General features: G+C 62.0%; 14 protein-coding genes, 1 tRNA gene and 1 pseudogene. 1 reads left to right on the top strand and 15 read right to left on the bottom strand.

The genetic code is table 11. The features are described from left to right. Positions 1-330 precede the first annotated feature (330 nt). From ACX3O0_RS01265 to ACX3O0_RS01225, 9 genes and pseudogenes are all read right to left on the bottom strand, one after another. Positions 331-1,023: a hypothetical protein gene (locus ACX3O0_RS01265; RefSeq protein WP_459106508.1), complete on the bottom strand. Its 693-nt coding sequence runs from the start codon at positions 1,021-1,023 to the stop codon at positions 331-333. A gap of 28 nt (positions 1,024-1,051) precedes the next feature. Continuing rightward, on the bottom strand, positions 1,052-1,327 hold the full coding sequence (locus ACX3O0_RS01260) for a type II toxin-antitoxin system prevent-host-death family antitoxin (protein WP_459106507.1): 276 nt from the start codon (positions 1,325-1,327) through the stop codon (positions 1,052-1,054). A gap of 241 nt (positions 1,328-1,568) precedes the next feature. Continuing rightward, positions 1,569-1,799 carry a hypothetical protein gene (locus tag ACX3O0_RS01255; RefSeq protein WP_459106506.1) on the bottom strand — a complete coding sequence of 77 codons (231 nt, stop codon included), beginning with the start codon at positions 1,797-1,799 and terminating at the stop codon, positions 1,569-1,571. Between the two features lie 337 nt (positions 1,800-2,136). Next, positions 2,137-2,916 (bottom strand): NYN domain-containing protein, encoded by a 780-nt coding sequence (locus ACX3O0_RS01250; RefSeq protein ID WP_459106505.1) that lies wholly within the window; start codon positions 2,914-2,916, stop codon positions 2,137-2,139. A gap of 48 nt (positions 2,917-2,964) precedes the next feature. Beyond that, positions 2,965-3,324, bottom strand: coding sequence for a zinc ribbon domain-containing protein YjdM (locus ACX3O0_RS01245; protein ID WP_459106504.1), 360 nt, complete (start codon positions 3,322-3,324; stop codon positions 2,965-2,967). 72 nt (positions 3,325-3,396) lie between these two features. Continuing rightward, positions 3,397-4,848, bottom strand: coding sequence for a DUF2971 domain-containing protein (locus ACX3O0_RS01240; RefSeq protein ID WP_459106503.1), 1,452 nt, complete (start codon positions 4,846-4,848; stop codon positions 3,397-3,399). Between the two features lie 269 nt (positions 4,849-5,117). Beyond that, positions 5,118-5,579: a DUF1643 domain-containing protein gene (locus tag ACX3O0_RS01235; RefSeq protein WP_459106502.1), complete on the bottom strand. Its 462-nt coding sequence runs from the start codon at positions 5,577-5,579 to the stop codon at positions 5,118-5,120. Between the two features lie 365 nt (positions 5,580-5,944). Next, on the bottom strand, positions 5,945-6,856 hold the full coding sequence (locus ACX3O0_RS01230) for a hypothetical protein (RefSeq protein ID WP_459106501.1): 912 nt from the start codon (positions 6,854-6,856) through the stop codon (positions 5,945-5,947). Between the two features lie 213 nt (positions 6,857-7,069). Then, positions 7,070-7,225: pseudogene (locus tag ACX3O0_RS01225) on the bottom strand (DUF933 domain-containing protein); the annotation flags it as partial. 613 nt (positions 7,226-7,838) lie between these two features. Here ACX3O0_RS01225 and ACX3O0_RS01220 point away from each other — a divergent pair. Then, positions 7,839-8,918, top strand: coding sequence for a tyrosine-type recombinase/integrase (locus tag ACX3O0_RS01220; RefSeq protein WP_459106500.1), 1,080 nt, complete (start codon positions 7,839-7,841; stop codon positions 8,916-8,918). A 122-nt stretch (positions 8,919-9,040) separates the two neighbouring features. On the opposite strand, the gene ACX3O0_RS01215 is transcribed toward ACX3O0_RS01220, so the two are convergent. From ACX3O0_RS01215 to ACX3O0_RS01190, 6 genes are all read right to left on the bottom strand, one after another. After that, positions 9,041-9,112, bottom strand: a tRNA-Gln gene (locus ACX3O0_RS01215). 66 nt (positions 9,113-9,178) lie between these two features. Further along, a complete protein-coding gene (locus ACX3O0_RS01210; protein ID WP_459106499.1) occupies positions 9,179-10,180 on the bottom strand; it encodes an NAD(P)/FAD-dependent oxidoreductase in 1,002 nt (333 codons plus the stop codon). Positions 10,181-10,189: 9 nt separating this feature from the next. Beyond that, the gene (gene gltX / locus ACX3O0_RS01205) at positions 10,190-11,665 is read right to left on the bottom strand and encodes a glutamate--tRNA ligase (protein WP_459106498.1); all 1,476 of its coding nucleotides are present in this window, start codon (positions 11,663-11,665) and stop codon (positions 10,190-10,192) included. A gap of 30 nt (positions 11,666-11,695) precedes the next feature. Beyond that, complete coding sequence (locus ACX3O0_RS01200; RefSeq protein ID WP_459106497.1) at positions 11,696-12,691, bottom strand: HAAS signaling domain-containing protein; 996 nt, start codon at positions 12,689-12,691, stop codon at positions 11,696-11,698. Beyond that, the gene (locus tag ACX3O0_RS01195; protein WP_459106496.1) at positions 12,684-13,022 is read right to left on the bottom strand and encodes a PadR family transcriptional regulator; all 339 of its coding nucleotides are present in this window, start codon (positions 13,020-13,022) and stop codon (positions 12,684-12,686) included. The genes ACX3O0_RS01200 and ACX3O0_RS01195 overlap by 8 nt, the downstream gene beginning before the upstream one ends. A 158-nt stretch (positions 13,023-13,180) precedes the next feature. Continuing rightward, the gene (locus ACX3O0_RS01190) at positions 13,181-13,951 is read right to left on the bottom strand and encodes a fumarylacetoacetate hydrolase family protein (RefSeq protein ID WP_459106495.1); all 771 of its coding nucleotides are present in this window, start codon (positions 13,949-13,951) and stop codon (positions 13,181-13,183) included. Positions 13,952-14,015 lie beyond the last annotated feature (64 nt).

Here is a 14,015-nt window from a genome sequence, read left to right as displayed (position 1 = left end):
GTCTGGCTGGCCCAGTGCCGCAGCCCACGGAAACTCTCGATGATTCTGGTGGTTGAAGCAGTGGGGGGCTAAGGGGATCAGAAGTAGACCTGGCCGCCTCACGGGACCCCCTTGCATAGGCCCGAGGCATGAGTATCCTCACACCCTCCGTCCTTGCACGCATCCGACAGCTTGTCGCAGACGCCCCGCCGCTCAGCGCACAGCAGAGAGAAGTTCTGCGAGTCCAACTCAGGTGAGTTACAAGACTGGCCCGGCACCCAAGAGGAGCCGGAGCTTTTGCGTTAAGACGAAGACGAACGCCTCAGCATCACGGCTGTGGGCGTTTCTTATCTACCGGCTCCCCCGGTGAGCGCCGGCGTGACCCTTCGTGCGGATGCATGGCTTCCCAAGCTTGGGCATCATCGCGCCACAGCGATCCTTGCGTCTGAAAGCCAAGATCCGATCAGGGCTCGTGCTCGTTGCGATCCGCTGCAACGCGGCAGCCATCCCGGCATCGGGGTCGAGCTTGCCGCTCTCCCACGCAGCCGCCATCGCCACCACAAGCTCGTCCTTGGACAGCAGCTTCGCAAAGGCCTCATCGATACCAGCTGCACCTGCAGCTTTCACGAGCCCCTCGGGAGCAGGCTCCTCGGTGTAGTCCCAGTCCTCGAGCCCGATGCGTGCCTTCGTCTCCTCGACGAGAGTCATCGCATCCCAGATCTGTGTCTGCTCCGCCTCTGTGAGCTTCCCAGAGCGAACCAGCGAATCGGCCGCGGAGTACACCTCTTCGTCGCGGCGCTGGCCGATGGTGATGATCTCAATGAGACCCACACCGTTCGTCACCGTCGCTCGGTAGATGATTCTGAACTTACGCTGCGCCGCCTCGACGGTGTTGAAGCCGACGAGGTTCGTCCTGCTCTGGTTCGACAGAGGATGCTTTCCCTGCGGCGCAAGAAAGAGGCCCACGATGGTGTCGAACACTTCCTCGCGCTGAGACGCGGTGACGTTCTCGATCAGCCAGTCGATACTCTCCTCGGTGAACACGACCTCAGCCTGCTCATCCGGAAATGAATCAACTGGAGGCAAAGAGACGATCCTTCGCGTCGCTCGTGGAGAGCATCGTAGAGCGATCAGCCACGAGGTTTGCCGCAGCGCTCAGCACCTTCAACTCCACCTCACGCAGCAGTCGGCGCTGCTCATCGCGCTCCGCTGCGGAGATCACCACGGCGACCGGCTTGCCGTGACTCGTCAGTGTCACGGGTCGCTCCTGGGCTTGAGTGGTGATGAAACCCACTCCACGCCTGGCGGCAACGGTCGACGAGATCTTAAGGGGCTGGACTGAAGTCATGACACCATGGTAGCCGAAAGTACACAGAAGTACACAGTTTCATAGAGGTGCGTGCACTAGCGCGTGACTTGGCGAGACTAGACGCGACAAGCGCCCAGGCTGATTCTCTACCGTAAGGACACAAAGCCCAGAGCCAAGCCTATTTTTTAGCTCTTGCCTGAATTGGTAACCGCAAAACGGAACTCCACCGGATTACCACGCAAATGTGCATGAGAGCGGCCTCGGGCTGTCGGTCGACGGATCACTCGGCCACCTCGCCGCTTGCCCAGAAGACCTCTTCAGTCAGGCATTCGTCGGGGATCGCCGAGAGGTTGCTCCTCGTCGTGTCTGCCGAGTGGAAGCCACCCCCAAGTGCCACCTCGTCGCCAGCGCTCATGACGTGACCGTTGGGAAGGGTCACCTCGTCGTTGTCGCCAATGGTCGTACCCAGCGGGAACATGATGAGGTAGGTCTCTCCAACTTCCACCACCATGCATTCACCGTGACCCCAGGCAACTGTTCCCTCTGCAAGCGCCTCCTCTTGGGCGTCACTCGCCTGCCCGGAGACGGCAATTAGCCGACCGCTAGAGGATTTCTGAACTGACGGCGCCGAACAGGCGACAAGTGTGACCGCTACTGAGATCACAGCCATGGCGCCAAGTGTCCTGCGCTGCAGAATTCCCATGCTTGGAGCATGTCATCGCTCCCAGTGCTTAGTCCATGGTGCCGCGGCTCTAGATGCCGAGTCGTAACCCGACTCACTGGCTCGTGCCCCGGGCTGTCGGGCGACTCAATGCTGGCAGCCGGACGTGCGATACAAGCGCGTCGACTTACTCGCTGATCTTCCTCTTGTCTTGGATCTGAAGGCCGCCGGACGGTCGGGGTTCCACAACGAAGAGTTCCGTTGCTCGAATGAGGTCGGAGAGCTTCGCATAACCCCAGTTACGCGAATCGAAGTCGGGATGCTGCTTGCGCATCAACTGGCCAACGGCGGAGAGATTCGCCCAACGTTCCTCGCCTGAGGCAGTGGCGACACTGGTTCTCAACCCATGGACGAGCCTGGTGTCGCTGCGCAACTTCGCGGGGGTGACCCGGGTGGTCTCTGCCGAGGTGCTTTCAGACGCCGGCTCGTCGAGCACGTCCAGATACGTGAAACGGTCACACGCATTTCGAAATGCCTCGGGCGTCTTCCGCTCCCCAAAACCGTAGACGGTGACTCCCTCTTCTCGAATGCGAGACGCAAGCCGGGTGAAGTCGCTGTCAGATGACACGATGCAGAATCCATGGAACCGACCCGTGTACAGGAGATCCATGGCATCGATGATGAGCGCGCTATCGGTCGCGTTTTTCCCCTTCGTGTTGGCGAACTGCTGCATCGGCTGGATCACGTGCTCGCTCGCGGCAGCCTTCCAACTGGTCAGGTTCGGCGTCGTCCAGTCTCCATAGACCCGCTTGACCGATGCCGTGCCGAGCCGTGCCACTTCGGCGAGCACTGCCCCGATCTTTGACGGCGGCACATTGTCAGCGTCGACGAGGAAAGCGAGGAGGTCATTGGGCTGTGCCATGTAACAAGCATGGCAGTCCCTATGCCCACGTTCGACTGCCGGCATCGTGCCGCATCTACTTGGGCTGCGAGTGAGTTACCCGCAATCAGCCACTCAGAGGACTTTCTTCACCACGCTGGACTTCAGTTGCATCCGTCCAAACCCCGGAACGGTGGCGTCAATGTCATGGTCGCCCACGCCATCCTCGATGAGGCGGATACCGCGCACTTTCGTGCCGACCTTCACACCGCCGCCGCCGGCGCCCTTGACTTTGAGGTCCTTCGCGATTGTGACGGTGTCGCCATCGGCAAGCACGTTGCCAACCGAATCCCTGATCTCGGCCGGAGCTTCGGATGCGGCCTCACCGGAATCGGCCGTCCACTCATGGCCGCACATGGGGCACACCAGCAAAGCGCCCTGCTCGTAGGTGAACGTCTCGTGGCACTCGGGGCAGCCAGGCAGCTCATCAGACATTGAAGCGGAATTCGACGACGTTCCGCTTCGGAATAACCTTTGGACGCGCGTCCGACACAGTCCCTCAGGTGACTAACTTCCTATTTGATCCCGACGAAGTGCATCGAATTGTGACCGAGCAGCTGGTATCGCTTCAATCAGGCTTGCCAATACTTGGCTCGACGTTGCCATTACTTCATCCAAAGTCGTGTCTCGTCGATCTCGATAAAGGTCCTGCCGGTTGTTCCCTCCGCTCCTCCACTCCTCCGCTGAAATACACGCGTGCATTCGCCCCGCGCCGTTTGGCAGGAGCTGGAGTGCGATCGCCATGACCCATGTGAAGCTGTACTGCGGTTGGTTTTCGCCGACCACCATCAGTCCTGCCTCGTAGGCGATGACCTCACCCGGAACGCCTGGCCGTTTGCATCGGTCCTCCGGCGGGATCGCACTTGATCGAGGGTAAGAGCTGACGACAACGTCCGGCCAGTTCCCAAACACCTCAGGCCGATCCGCGAGCCCTTCATGCCACATCCGGAGAATGGGCTCAGCAGCCTGCATCGCTACCTCCCGGTCGATGTCTGCGATCCGTTCCGCCTCTTCGAGCGAGCTCAACCTTTGGGTGAGATTGCCGGTGCGTCGCGGTCGGATCGTCGAGGTGGTCGCCGGAATCGTCTTGGGTGCGGGCTCAGGCTCTGCCTGTGTTTCCCACGGGAACAGTTGAAGAGTGCGGTTGAGGAACCTAGCCTGCATTACTTCCACGTTGTCGAAGCCGGCCAGCATCGTGAGCAGGGCTGGGACCCGGTCATTCGGGAATGCATCTCCAAGCACGACGCCAGTGAGGGCCCCGACGATATCGATGTAGTGCGGCTCGGTGGATAGGTCCGTTCGAACCAGCCTGAACTCGGATTCGCTGGACCAATCCGCGTGTTTGCGGAAAAAGACTCGGTCGCGATGAACGTTTGCGTATTGAAGCGCGACCGCGTCGAGCCCGAACTCCGCGGCCTGCTCGATACTAATGCCATGCGGACCGACTCCGAATTCCGCACCACGGTATCGGACCGGCCCATAGAACTGATGGACCGCGTCCCCCTGCGCAGCCTCAAAAGCGGCCACGAGCCTGTCACGGTCGAACCGAAGACACACACCAGTGTGACTAGCCCCATAGTGCGCCCACAGCGACAAATGGGACCAACCGCGGAGGGCGTCCGGCTGCATTACCGATTCCGGTAATTCCCAATCTTGGGTGAAGCACGCGACCTTTGAGTGCCCCCGAATGTAGCGATCGATGTCCTCCCAAATACCTAAGACATCGTCTTGAGACGATTCATCGTGGGGAAGCTCGCCTTCAAGGTTCGGCCGCAGGGGGCGGGACTCCCAAAGATCATTTGTACCCGCGAAAGGCGACATTCGGACAGTGTGATTGGCAAGAATTCCCAGAATGGCAGCGTCCGACGAGGTGTAGTGATAGAGGTCAGACGTCAATACCCTGGGGGCGGCGGCCAGCTCTTGCTCGAGATAGTCACCAACCCCATCATCGCTGATCACGCTATCCCAATCCCATAGACCTGATCACACGATACCGGCACACCTGTGACGCTAGACGTTAGCCCGGAACTCAACTACACATCAAATCTGAACCCGACCACATTTCTGCAACCGAATAGCATGTCGCGACAACGTCGACCTGACCGAGGCTGACAGGAATACATGGGCACCGATGTGGTTGTCAGCCGCACATCACGACGGGATGTCGAGGCTGATTGGCTGACCCTCGCTCGGGCCGCCGCATTGGGCGAGACATCTGTTTCACGCAGTTACGGCATCCACTCCATCAGCGGCGCATCGGCAAGCACGTAAAGGGGATGCCGGGGGTGCCCATCCTTGGTGACGCCCAACGCGTGAAGTCGCGGCAGCAGCGCCAGCACCTGTGCCACGCGGGCCGGGTCCGCGTTCGTGCCCCATCCCGCAACGACGGTGCCGGTGACGCCGGCGAGCACGCGATCGTTATCCGGTCCCACCGGGTCGGTCGCGGCCATCATCACTTTCGGGTCCTTGGTGCGGATCGCGTACAGGTTGAGGATCACCATGCCGCCGTACCCCTCGCGTTTCGCGAAACCGACGCACCGTCGCAGTGTCGGATCGAGTTGCACCGCGTCGGCGGTGCTCGGGTTGAGCAGCACGAACGTAATCATCGGCAGCGCCGGGTCCCACACGCGGGTCAGCGTGTAGCGGTACTCGCCACGAATGTCTGCGGTGGCGGAAATGAACGCAGGCATCGAGCCTCCTCCGGCCAGATCATTTTGTCATGTCGCGACATCGGGTCAAACGCTCGACCGCAGTGTCCAGTTACAGCAAACGGATCACCAGAGGTTAGAGCGCGAAGCGGAACTCGACCGGATTAAGTCACAGATAAAGGTCTGACAAAAACAGTGCCTACCGAGTTGCCCGACCAGTGACTAATCATCCAAACCATTGGTCTTCGACCTTGAGCCACTCTGCTTCGGAGGGTCTGCCTCCGCTACCCTCCACAACGTGCGGAAGGTGGAGACGGCGGCCGAGAGGAGCAGGAGCGTCACGGAAACCCGCAGGGAAGACTAGCCTCCCGCTGACGAAGCTCATCGCTCTGTCAAGTGCCTCGCGACTAGGTCACCCCATTGCTCTCGAGCCGCTCAATTTCCTTAAGCGCCTCCGTCATTTCACTTAGAAACGGGCGCGAAGGATCAGCACGAAAAGGAGATTCGTCAAGAGTGGCGACGATACTGCGGAGATGCGCACGCTGAACCGCTTCATAGGCGATGACCCACAGGTCGGCTAGAGACATCACAATTCGCGCAGATCCAACCCAGTCGGTAACACCGTGCTTGATCACACCACGCCCATCGCGCGAGACATCAAACACAGAGTGATGCTGTGCGATGCCCGCATGGGCCGCTGAACTCAAATCACCGTATAGCCGACCGGGGTCCGGCTGATGAACAAGCCTCTTGAGAGCGGAGATCGATTTTTGCGGCTCGTGTGCATCAATTTCATTATGTGAGTCGAACGACGCGACTGCCACTGACCAGGCAATCTGTTCCAGCGCGATACGTGCGACCGCGTCTGCCTCGATACGAAGTCGAAGCTGGTAGAGCAGATGAGCAGAGAACAGCGTGTGGACGAGGCGCTCCATTGCAACTGCACCCGCATACATTCCTAGCGTCAGCGGAGCTGCTCCGTTAGTTTCGAGGGAGGTGCGGCACGTATTGATGTGGGCCATAGCCCTCTCGTACGCGCGCACGTAGGCGATGCGTGCTGGGTTGTCACGCTGCTCACTCGGCGGCGGGAAGCGCTTGCGCGCTACATCGAGGCTTTCGATCCCCAGCGTGTTAGCAAGCGCAACCGCTTGAAGCCCCTCCGACAATCGCCCGTCCGCATCCCGCCTGCGGTTGAAGATGATGCTCCCTGTCCCGGCCGAGGCGACCGCGTCTATGTCGGCCAGCGTGGCGAACAATGATTCAGTTCCGAGGTGGGCTGTCAACTCGTCGAGGAAATCCTGTGGTGTAGGCGTGTCCATCCGATTACTTTAGGCGCGCTATGTCGGGCGGTCCGTAGACGTTACGTCAGCGCTCAGCAACGACATTCAATCAGAGTACGACCTGGTCGTTCAGGCAGCCTTCTGCCTAGCTCTGGTCTTGCGCGCTATCGCGTCGATATCGACCTGCACTCGCCTTAGCCGCGGGCTTCTCGCGATCGGAACGGTGGTCTTGCCTATAGGACGTTTGGCCGGCTATTTCTGACCTGAATTGGTAACCGCAAAACGGAACTCCACTAGGTCGCCATCCTGCATCACGTAGTGCTTACCTCGATGCGCCTTGCCCTTGGCCTTCGCCTCGGCGATCGATCCCGTCTCGACAAGTTCATGGAAGCCGATCACATCGGCCTTGGTCCGACTCCTCGATATGGCGAAGCAATTCCCAGCACTTAGTCGTGGACGTCTATATGCGTCTTCGCCAACTCTTATCCAAGTGAAGTCTGGAGGCGACGCCTCGGCCCGGTGAGGGCATCTATCGCCTCCGACAAGTCGCTGGGGTCCATTCCCACCAGCTCGCGCCTTGCTTTATCGACCTTTCGATTCTTGTGAATATGACACCGTGCACAACTCTGACCGCCTCCCTGACACACCCCGCATAGATCCCTGGTGCAGGTCAAAGTGACCGGCGGCACGCGAGTGTCGTACCTCAGGGATATCTTATGAACCCCAAAGCATCATCAATCAGCAGCCTCATGAACCCGGCTGAAGTCGCGTCCTATCTCCGCATCACCCCGGGCGCTTTCCGGTCGATGCGATCGCGAGGACAGTTCCTCCCCGCGGCCATGATCAGTCCTCGCAACCCACGATGGGAGACCGAAGACGTCGTCCGGTGGATGAAGGAACGCAAGGAAGGTCGCAAGTGAGCGCAGGACGCCCCCGCACGAACATTGGAGAGATCGGCAAGATCAGCAAGGCCAAGCTGCTGAGCACGAAGCGATACCAAGTCAGTGCCACTCTTCGGACCATGTCAGGCGAGTCTCGGATCACCGCCAGCGGGACGAGCGGCGCCGACGCCATCTCGCGCCTCAAAGCGAAGGTCGATCGGATCAACACAGCTGCAGAGCCAGGTGTCGTCAAGGACCCGAAGTTCGCCGTCTTGGCAGCTGAGTGGCTCACGTTCAAGCGACGCACCCTCGCTGTCCAGAGCGTCCAGCGCTACGAAGCAACGGTGTTCGGGTCTGTTGGGAAGAAGATCGGTGATCTCTCGATCTCCGAGCTGAACAACCCAATGCTGCGCCGAGTCATCCGCAACCTCATCGACGACGACCACGCGCCTGAAGCACGCACAGCGCGTGTCGTCCTCAGAGGGGTCTTGGCGTACGGCGCCGAGCGCGGTATCTGCTCTCCCGAGCTCTTCAACTTCTCAGGCATGATCATCCCGGTCTCGAAGAAGCTCGCTGTCGAGCTTTCACCTGCAGAGGTAGAGAAGATCAGGCAGCTAATCCGCGTGCACCGCGACACCAAGCGCTCCGGCCCACGAACGACCAAAGCCCACGATGACCTGCTCGACTTCATCGACTTGGCCTTGGCCACGTCCCTCCGCATCAGCGAAGTGCTCGCCTTGACCGCACCAACCGTCGACTTGGACCACCCAGAGTCGCCTCGGGTCTACGTCGAAGAGAAGATCGAGTACACCAAGGGTGGAGGTTACGACTTCGGCTATGTGAAGGCAATCTCAACCGAGAGAGTCATCATCATCCCCGAGTTCGCGGTCTCCATCATCCGACGCCGGCTCACGGACGTCGGACGTGCGGGGCTGATCTTCCACACTTCCGGCGGAGGTCCACTCTCACAGAACAACGTCCGGCGAACCTTACGCGACTGCCTGCAGGGTAGCGACTTCGAGTGGGTGACACCGCACGTGCTGAGGAAGACGCTCATCTCAGTTGTCGACGACGCCTTAGGTTCCACGATCGCGTCCGAGGTAGCCGGCCACAGCAGCGAGGCGCTTGTCAAAAACCACACCTATTCGCAGCGTCGCGTCCTCGCCCCAGACGTCCGCACGCTATCCGAGCAGTTCGCCCCTGTGGACATCTCGGAATAGTTGCAAAGTATTCACCAGAATATTCCGTGACTCTGTGACATGTCCTGATCACATCTGTCACCGGGTGAACCGGAGAAGCCTGCAATTCCAAGCCTTGTAGGGGGCGGAAGAGGCAAAAACTGCTGGGGTACCTGGACTCGAACCAAGAACAAGAGAATCAGAATCTCCCGTGTTGCCAATTACACCATACCCCAATGGTCCGAACCGGAATCCGAACCGATTGACCACTTTACCGTACCGGACGAGGCGGGGCGAACACGTCAGCGGCTGTGGGCCGTCGGGATGCCGATCAGGTCTCGGTTGATGGTGGCCGCGACCCGACCACCGGCGCCTGCCGCGACGATGAGCTGTTGCGGTCCCGGAGACGTGATGTCCCCCGCGGCATACACGCCGGCATGGCTGGTGCGGCCATCACGGTCGACGGTCAGCAGTCCCCAGCCGTCCGTATGGAGCCCGAGTGAGCCGGCGAACTCCAGTTGGGCGTGCCACTTCGGCCGCACGAAGCCGCCGGACATCGCGATGACGTCGCCATCTATGAGGCGCACCCCGGTCACGCCGTGGCGGTCACCCTCGACGTCATCGATCGCACGACGCTCCACGGTGACCCCACGCTCGGCGAGGAGTGTCTCCTGGCCTGGAGTGATCGCATCCGCCCCGTTGGTGAAAACGGTCAGGTAATGGCTCCACTGGGAGATCAGCAGGGCGCGCCAGGCGACATCCGAGGTCTCGCCGATGAGCGCGATCGGGCGGTCGCTGTACTCGTAGCCATCACACGCAACACAACTGAACAGCCCGAGACCATAGAACGAGCGGATGCTCGGAAGGGCAGGGAGCTCCTCGTGCAGCCCCGTCGCCACCAGCACGGTTCGGGCGGTGACCAGCCGGTCGGGCTTGCCGTTGATGCCCTTCGCGGCCACCTCGAACAGCCCGGTCGACCCGGTCGTGTGGGTATCCGTCTCATACACGTGCTCGCCGGGCGTGCCGAGCGCGGTCACCGTTTGCACCCTGGCCAGCTGGTATTCGGCGCCGGGATATGCGGTCAGCTCTTCGCGGGCGAGGCGCCGCAACTCGTGCGGGGCCACACCGTCACGCGTGATGAAACCGTGGGAGACCAGGGTCGCGGCGTTGCGGGGGCGGTTGGCGTCGAGCAGCAGCACCCGGCGGCGGGCGCGCGCCAGGTTGAGTGCGGCGCTGAGTCCTGCCGGCCCGGCACCGACGATGACGACGTCGTAGTCGGCCTGCACCGGCCCCGATGTCACCACGGTGGCTCCCTACAAGTGGTCCGCGAGCCGCTGCACGCGCGCGATGGTCGAGTCCCTGCCGAGCAGTTCCATCGACTCGAACAGCGGCGGGCTGATGCGGCGACCGGACAGGGCCGTGCGCAGCGGGCCGAACGCGATGCGCGGCTTCAACCCGAGTCCGTCGATGAGCGCGTCCCGCAGGGCGGCCTCGATCGCCTCGTGCGTCCAGTCGGTGACCTCCATCAAGGCGGCAACGGATGCGTCGAGCACCTGCCTGCCCTCGGCGCCCGGCATGGCATCCGCGTCGTACTCGATACGGTCGTCGTCGGTGAACAGGAAGGACAGGAGCGCGGGGGCCTCCCCCAGCAACTGCATGCGCTCCTGGACGAGCGGCGCCGCCTTCGCGAGCAGCACCCGATCTTCGCCGCTGTCGACGACACCGGTCAGGTAGGGCAGCAGGCGCTCGGCGAAATCGTGCGATTCGAGCATCCGGATGTGGTCGCCGTTGATCGATTCCGCCTTCTTCTGGTCGAAGCGGGCGGGGTTCGGGTTGACGTCCTCCACGTCGAACGCGGCCACCATCTCGTCGATGGTGAACACGTCGCGGTCGTGGGTCAGCGACCACCCGAGCAGGGCGAGGTAGTTGACCAGGCCCTCCGGGATGAAGCCGCGGTCGCGGTGGTGGAACAGGTTCGACGCCGGATCGCGCTTGGACAGCTTCTTGTTGCCTTCGCCCATGACGTAGGGGAGGTGCCCGAAACGGGGAATGAACTCTGTCAGGCCGATCTCGATGAGGGCGGTGTAGAGGGCGATCTGGCGCGGGGTGCTCGACAGCAGGTCCTCGCCACGCAGCACGTGGGTGACCCCCATCAGCGCGTCGTCGACCGGGTTGACGAAGGTGTAGAGCGGGATTCCGTTCGGGCGCACCACCACGAAGTCGGTGAAGCTGCCGGCGGGGAAGGTGATGTCGCCGCGAACCAGGTCGGTGAAGCTGAGGTCGGTGTCCGGAACGCGGAGACGCAGCGCCGGTTCGCGGCCCTCCGCGCGATACGCGGCCTTCTGGGCATCCGTCAGATCCCGCTCGAAATTGTCGTAACCCTGTTTGGGGTCGCGGCCGTTCGCCACGTTGCGCGCCTCGATCTCCTCGCCCGTGGCGAAGGACTCGTACAGTCGGCCGGTGGCCTTCAGCTTCTCGATGACACCCTCATAGATGTCGCTGCGCTGGGACTGCCGGTACGGGCCGTGCGGGCCGCCGACGTCGATCCCCTCGTCCCAGTCGATCTTCAGCCAGCGGAGCGCCTCCAGCAATTGCAGGTAGCTTTCCTCGCTATCTCGCGCAGCATCCGTGTCCTCGATGCGGAAGATCAGCTTGCCGCCGGTGTGCCGGGCGTAGGCCCAGTTGAAGAGCACCGTGCGGATCAGCCCGACGTGCGGTGTGCCGGTCGGAGACGGGGCGAAACGAACGCGCACATCGGCGCCGGATGCGGTGGAGAACTGAGCAGACATTGCTGCAATTCTAGGCTCACGGCGGCGTTGCTACTGCGTTGCTGCCTTACTGCGCCGAAGCAGGCGGATGCCCACGAGTAGGCTGGCCACCGTGGGCAGCACCAGCCCGCTTAATACGATGAGCAGGAACGGGTCGAACCCTCCCCCGGTCGCGGGGAGCCACAGCCGTGCCGCAAACACGAGTCCTGCCGGTACGAGAACCGCAACCGGGCCAGCCAGGGTGCCGAGCCATTTGTCGCGGACGCTCCAGGCATCCGCTGCCCACAGCATGGTCACGCCGGCGACCCAGCCGACGACCGGAAGGACGAACCCACCAGCGATGATCAGCAAGACCGTGACAGGCGCGTACCAGGATGCCTGTGGTCGATGGGGCCGGGACGTTGCCGCCGAGTGGGCTTCGCGCGGCGGGACATCAAACGACCAGGTTCGCCTGGCACGCCACAGGAGCCAAATGCCGACGACCGCGTTCACCGGGATCACCAGGATTGTGCTCGACCACAGCGCCGAGAACATGCCGGGCATCACCGGGCTGCCGAAGTCGCTGGTCGATGGTCCGTCCGGTTGGGGAGCCACACTGGTCAGCGCGAACACGACGATGAAAACGCCAACTGCGATGAATGGTGTGAGCGTCGCGATCCATTTGTCGCCGACTCGCCAACTCTTCGACATCCACGTCAGCGCAAGGCCCACGATCCAACCGATGACCGGAATCACAATGCCGCCGAAAGCCACCAGCAGGCCGGCCAAGACAGGCAACCAGCGAGGTTCCCGGCCGCGGGGATCAACACGCTGGTTCGCATCGGACGGCACCACGACAGCCGCCTCGGCACGCGCCTCTGCAGCGATGAACTCGGGGTCGCCGAGCGTTTCGATGCGGGCGGCCGCAGCTGCAGCATCCATTCCGTCGAGCTCTTCTCTCACGCCAGCCACGATCTCGTCCCGCACCTCGGCGGGTAGATCGGCGAGCGCCTCCTTCAACTGGCTGAGGTAGCTGCGGACGACCTGCGGGGTTGTCGATTTAGCCATGGGGATCGTCCTTTCCGACGAGGTCGTGAACCGTGCGGGTGAAAGGCCCCCACTGCTCGCGGAAGTTGCTCAGCTGCTGCCGGCCGGCATCCGTCAACCGGTAGTACTTGCGAACCGGTCCCGCATCCGATGCTTGTTCGTAAGTACTGACCAGCCCTTGCGCACGCAGTCGGCTCAGCATCGGGTAGAGCGTGCCTATGCTCGCGATCAACCCGTGCGCAATGAGTGTTTCCGACAGCTGCCAGCCGTACATCGGCTCACGCGAGAGCAGGCCGAGCACGCAACTCTCGACCACTCCCTTGCGCAATTGGGCACCGACATCCGCTGTCATGCATCACAAGCTACCTTGCCACGCACGCTAGCCGCAACTACTTCCTCTGCGCGGCGAATTGAGAGTAGTTGCCCACGCAAAGCGCCTGATGGGGCACGAAGACTCAGGTCGACCCCTTCGACGAACTCAGGGGACGAGACGGGCGGGTTCGGGAGCGATCAGGCGCGGTTGCGCGCCGGGTTGCTCAGGGTACCGATCTCGTCGATGGTGATGTCGACGGTCTGGCCGTCGACGAAACCGCCGAGGCCGGCCGGCGTCCCGGTGAGAATGACGTCGCCTGGCAGGAGGGTCCACACGTCCGAGATGTACTCGATCAGCTCGGGGATCTTGTGAATCAGGTCCTTCGTGTTGCCGTGCCGGCGCGGCTCACCGTCGACAAAGGTCTGGATGTTCAGGTTGGTCGGGTCCAGCTCTGTCTCGATCACCGGTCCCAGCGGGCAGAACGTGTCATAGCCCTTCGCCCGGGCCCACTGGCCGTCGGCGAACATCTGGTCCCTGGCCGAAACGTCGTTGGCGATCGTGTAGCCGAAGATGTAGTCGGCATAGTCGGCCGCCTTCACCCGCTTGGCGATCTTGCCGACAACTATGGCCAGCTCGCCCTCGTGAACGATTCGACCCTCCACGGGCGGAATCTGGATGGCCTCGCCCGGGCCGATCACTGACGTGTTCGGCTTGAGGAAGATCAACGGCACGCTCGGTGCATCTATCGACATCTCCGCCTTGTGCTCTGCATAGTTCAGTCCGACACAGACGACCTTGGAGCGCGGGATGACCGGTGCCAGCAACTTTGCGTCAGCGAGGGCGACGCGCTCCCCGGTGGTGCCGTACCCGCTGAACATGGGGTCCCCGGCCAGGACGACGAGTTCGTCACCATCAACAATTCCGTAGCGGGGGCTGGCATCATCAACTGCAAAGCGCGCGATTTTCACCGTTCGAGTCTACCGGCGCAGTTGCAACCGCTTGCACGGGCGGATGCCACACAGTGCATCTCCA

Source organism: Homoserinimonas sp. A447 (genome assembly GCF_054489325.1).
This window is presented reverse-complemented; position numbering and strand designations above follow the sequence as displayed.

Coding starts and splice junctions, on each gene's coding strand:
- ACX3O0_RS01260 (WP_459106507.1), bottom strand. CDS start 1,327: ATGACTTCAGTCCAGCCCCTTAAGATCTCGTCGACCGTTGCCGCCAGG.
- ACX3O0_RS01255 (WP_459106506.1), bottom strand. CDS start 1,799: ATGGTGGTGGAAGTTGGAGAGACCTACCTCATCATGTTCCCGCTGGGT.
- ACX3O0_RS01250 (WP_459106505.1), bottom strand. CDS start 2,916: ATGCCGGCAGTCGAACGTGGGCATAGGGACTGCCATGCTTGTTACATG.
- ACX3O0_RS01245 (WP_459106504.1), bottom strand. CDS start 3,324: ATGTCTGATGAGCTGCCTGGCTGCCCCGAGTGCCACGAGACGTTCACC.
- ACX3O0_RS01235 (WP_459106502.1), bottom strand. CDS start 5,579: ATGCCTGCGTTCATTTCCGCCACCGCAGACATTCGTGGCGAGTACCGC.
- ACX3O0_RS01230 (WP_459106501.1), bottom strand. CDS start 6,856: ATGGACACGCCTACACCACAGGATTTCCTCGACGAGTTGACAGCCCAC.
- ACX3O0_RS01220 (WP_459106500.1), top strand. CDS start 7,839: ATGTCAGGCGAGTCTCGGATCACCGCCAGCGGGACGAGCGGCGCCGAC.
- gltX (WP_459106498.1), bottom strand. CDS start 11,665: ATGTCTGCTCAGTTCTCCACCGCATCCGGCGCCGATGTGCGCGTTCGT.
- ACX3O0_RS01200 (WP_459106497.1), bottom strand. CDS start 12,691: ATGGCTAAATCGACAACCCCGCAGGTCGTCCGCAGCTACCTCAGCCAG.
- ACX3O0_RS01195 (WP_459106496.1), bottom strand. CDS start 13,022: ATGACAGCGGATGTCGGTGCCCAATTGCGCAAGGGAGTGGTCGAGAGT.